The organism is Mesorhizobium sp. M7A.F.Ca.AU.002.02.1.1, from assembly GCF_003998535.1.
In the GTDB taxonomy this organism is placed as follows: Bacteria; Pseudomonadota; Alphaproteobacteria; order Rhizobiales; family Rhizobiaceae; genus Mesorhizobium; species Mesorhizobium ciceri.
Genome location: NZ_RZPB01000671.1, coordinates 1 through 3,336 on the forward strand (window position 1 = coordinate 1; position 3,336 = coordinate 3,336).

Annotated in this window: 5 protein-coding genes; 2 read left to right on the forward strand and 3 right to left on the reverse strand. The window is 63.2% G+C overall.

The annotated features are described in order from the left end of the window. Positions 1-370, forward strand: a 370-nt coding sequence (locus tag EN879_RS29125) for an endonuclease/exonuclease/phosphatase family protein (RefSeq protein ID WP_348631506.1), incomplete at its 5' end; no start/stop codon positions are given. Continuing rightward, on the forward strand, positions 367-1,212 hold the full coding sequence (locus tag EN879_RS29130) for an EamA family transporter (RefSeq protein ID WP_013529691.1): 846 nt from the start codon (positions 367-369) through the stop codon (positions 1,210-1,212). The genes EN879_RS29125 and EN879_RS29130, both read left to right, overlap by 4 nt. An 8-nt stretch (positions 1,213-1,220) precedes the next feature. On the opposite strand, the gene EN879_RS29135 is transcribed toward EN879_RS29130, so the two are convergent. From EN879_RS29135 to EN879_RS29145, 3 genes are all read right to left on the reverse strand, one after another. After that, positions 1,221-2,438, reverse strand: coding sequence for an MFS transporter (locus tag EN879_RS29135; RefSeq protein WP_024502755.1), 1,218 nt, complete (start codon positions 2,436-2,438; stop codon positions 1,221-1,223). Positions 2,439-2,601: 163 nt separating this feature from the next. Beyond that, complete coding sequence (locus EN879_RS29140) at positions 2,602-2,910, reverse strand: Dabb family protein (RefSeq protein WP_063168958.1); 309 nt, start codon at positions 2,908-2,910, stop codon at positions 2,602-2,604. A gap of 17 nt (positions 2,911-2,927) precedes the next feature. Beyond that, positions 2,928-3,336 (reverse strand): GMC oxidoreductase (locus EN879_RS29145; protein ID WP_245493879.1); only part of this gene is annotated, 409 nt, incomplete at its 5' end.

Consider the following 3,336-nt stretch of genomic DNA (forward strand, 5'->3'; position numbering starts at 1 on the left):
CAACTGGACCAGCGGCGAAGCGGAGCCGGAAAACCCGCTGGCGGCGATCTGGATGGGCGATTTCAACATGGAGCCGGGCAGCGCCGAATATCGCCGCATCGTCGGCAGCACGCCCTACCATCGGGGTGCCGCCTATCTCAGCGGTTTCGTCGATGCCGCCGCCGTTGCCGGGGAGCCAGTTCCGGACTTCCACACCCATGTGAAGACCATCGACGGCAGATTGGCAAAGCGCCGGCTCGACCATTGCTTCGTCGGCGGCATGTTCGCCGGGCGGGTGCGTTCGATCTGTGCCGATATCGACGAGGTTGCGTCGGATCATTTTCCGTTGCGGGTCGACATCGACCTGGAAACGCCCGGCATTGCCACATGACGCTTTTCGTCTTTTTCGCAGTGCTTGCCGCCGCCGCCATGCACGCGATCTGGAACGCGCTGGTCAAGGTCCATCTCGACCGCTTCCTGTCGATCACGCTGATGACGCTCGGCATGGGCGCGGCGGCACTCGTGGTGCTGCCCTTCGTCGAAGTGCCGAAGGCGGAGGTGTGGCCCTACATCATCGCCTCCGTCATTTTCCACATGGGCTACCGCACCTTCCTGATCGGCGCCTACAAGGCCGGCGATTTCGCCCAGACTTATCCGCTGGCGCGGGGCACCGCACCTCTGCTCTCGGCCTTTGGCGGCATGTTCGTCGTTGCCGAGATTCCCGGCCCGTTCGCCATGCTCGGCATCTTCCTGTTGTCGGCCGGCACGCTGGTGATGTCGTTTCGTGGCGGCGCACATCTGGAAAAACTCAATCTGCGCGCGGTTGGCTTCGCACTGGGCACTTCCATCTTCATTGCCAGTTACACGCTGTCCGACGGCAGCGGCGCACGGCTGGCGGCAACCGCGCAGAGCTATGCAGCCTGGCTGTTCATCTGCGATGCTTTTGGCGCCTTGGTGCTGTGCCTCATCTTCCGCGGGCCGAAGGCGCTGCCGGTGTTGGCGCGCGACTGGAAGGCAGGGCTGTTCACGGGCGTGCTCAGCGGCGCCGCCTACTGGATCGTCATGTGGGCGATGACCAAGGCGCCGATCGCCTCCGTGGCCTCGCTGCGCGAAACCTCGATCCTGTTTGCCATGATGATCTCGGTCTTCGCTCTCGGCGAAAAAATGACCGGCTGGCGCGGTGCCGCCGCGCTCAGCATCGTCGCCGGTGTCGTTGCGCTCAGGCTCGGCTGATTTCGACCCTAATTGAGTACGGTCATCAACTGGCCACGTCGTTCCGGACTGAAACGGATGACGACGATGATGCAGATGGCGACCACGCCTGCGAACAGCGCCAGGGCATAGCCATAGCTGCCTCCGGCGCTTTCCGCGATTCCTGCCTGATAGGGGCCGCCATAGGACGCGGCGAGATTGCCCGCCTGATAGATAAAGCCGGGCAAGGTCGCCCGCACCGCCCCGGGCGAAAGCTCGTTGAGGTGCACGGGGATGACGCCCCAGGCGCCCTGGACCGCGACCTGCATGACGAAGGCGCCGATGGCGAGCATGAACGGCGTGGTCGAGTAGGCCCATAGCGGGATCGACGGCAAGGCGATCAGGCAGGCCAGCGTGATGGCGTTGACGCGGCCGATCTTTTCGGACAGCGCGCCGAATGCCAGGCCGCCGACGATGGCGCCGATATTGGCGACGATGGTGATCCAGCTCACCGTATGCGGATCGAAGCCGTGCTGCTTCTTCAGGAAGGTCGGGTAGAGGTCCTGCGTGCCATGACTGAAGAAATTGAAGAACATCATCAGCACGACGGCATAGAGCGCGACACCCCAGTGTTTCTGCAGGGTTTCCCACATGCCCGGTCGAGCCGTCTTCTGCGCTTCGACGAAGGCCGGCGATTCCGGCACATGCGAGCGGATGAAGAGCACAATCAGCGCCGGCACGAAGCTGAGCAGGAACATGGCGCGCCAGCCGATCGTGTAGCCGCCGATCGTCTGCTGATAGAGCAGGCCATAGACCACCGCCGCCAGCAGATAGCCGGCCGGATAGCCGCATTGCAGGATGCCGGAGACCATGCCGCGTGCGCTCGGCGGAATGGATTCCATGGCCAGCGAACTGCCAAGCCCCCATTCGCCGCCCATGGCGATGCCGAACAGCGCGCGCAGGGCGAGGAAGATGCCGAGATTGGGTGAGAAGGCGGCCAGCGCGCCGATCACCGAATAGCTCACGATGTTGAGCATGAGGATCGGCTTGCGCCCGTACTTGTCGGCAAGCATGCCGAAGAAGAACGCGCCGATGAAGCGTGTGGCCAAGGTCAGGAACAGCGCCTTGGAGACCGCGGGCACGTCGGCGTGGAATTCGGTCGCGATATCGGTGAGCAGGAATGTCAGAAGGAAGAAATCGAAAGCATCGAGCGTCCAGCCCAGGAACGAGGCGAGGACGGTCTTCTTCTGCTGCGAATTAAGGGGCAAATCTTCCTCCTCCACCATCATCGATGTGAGGAATTATCAGCCAGTTCAGGGAAGACCGGTGGTCACTTTTTCGCGCGGCTCATTTGATCGAACGCCCCTGAGGTGCGATGAGGAGCGACCGGTGCCATCTGTCGATGAACTCGATCGTGGCTTGATGGTGAGTCTAGATTTCGAGATCAAACACCATCAGCCCGTCCGTGCCGCCTTCCAGGGCAGCGACCAGGCGTGCGCCGGCGCGCTGGTGCGCTTCATGCGCAAGATAGGCATCGCGCGCGGCAGCATCGCGGAAGTCGATGGTGAAGCCATGGGTGAAGCCGCGTGCGAACGGCTCGGGGCTGACATTGGCGCTGAATTTTACGGCGTCCATGCCGTCGATCAGCTGTCGCAGCGCCTCGAGATCGGCATGGACCGCCGTGCGCTCGGTAGCGGCGACATCATTGCGAAATCTAGCGAAAACACAGTGCCTGATCATGTCTTGCTCCTCAGCGGCTAAGCAGCCCGGTTTCCGGAAAACACCGCCGGCGGCAGCGGCTCGCGGCCGAGGACCAGATCGGCTCCTTTTTCACCGACCATCATTGTCGGCGCATTGGTGTTGGATGAAGGCACGCGCGGCATCACCGAGGCGTCGCAAACGCGCAGGCCCTCGATGCCGCGCAACCGCAGATCCGGTGTCACCACGGCCATGTCGTCATGGCCCATGCGGCAGGTGCCAACCGGGTGATGGTCGGTTTTGGAGGTGCGGCAGGCATAGTCGAACAGCTCGTCGTCGCTGGCGAGCGACGGCCCGGGCAGCACTTCGCGCAGCACGTAAGGGGCAAGCGCCTTCTGTCGCATGATCTGGCGCGCCAGTCGCAGCCCCTTGATCGACATGGCGCGGTCATAGGGATCGGACCAGTAG

Coding starts and splice junctions, on each gene's coding strand:
- EN879_RS29130 (WP_013529691.1), top strand. CDS start 367: ATGACGCTTTTCGTCTTTTTCGCAGTGCTTGCCGCCGCCGCCATGCAC.
- EN879_RS29140 (WP_063168958.1), bottom strand. CDS start 2,910: ATGATCAGGCACTGTGTTTTCGCTAGATTTCGCAATGATGTCGCCGCT.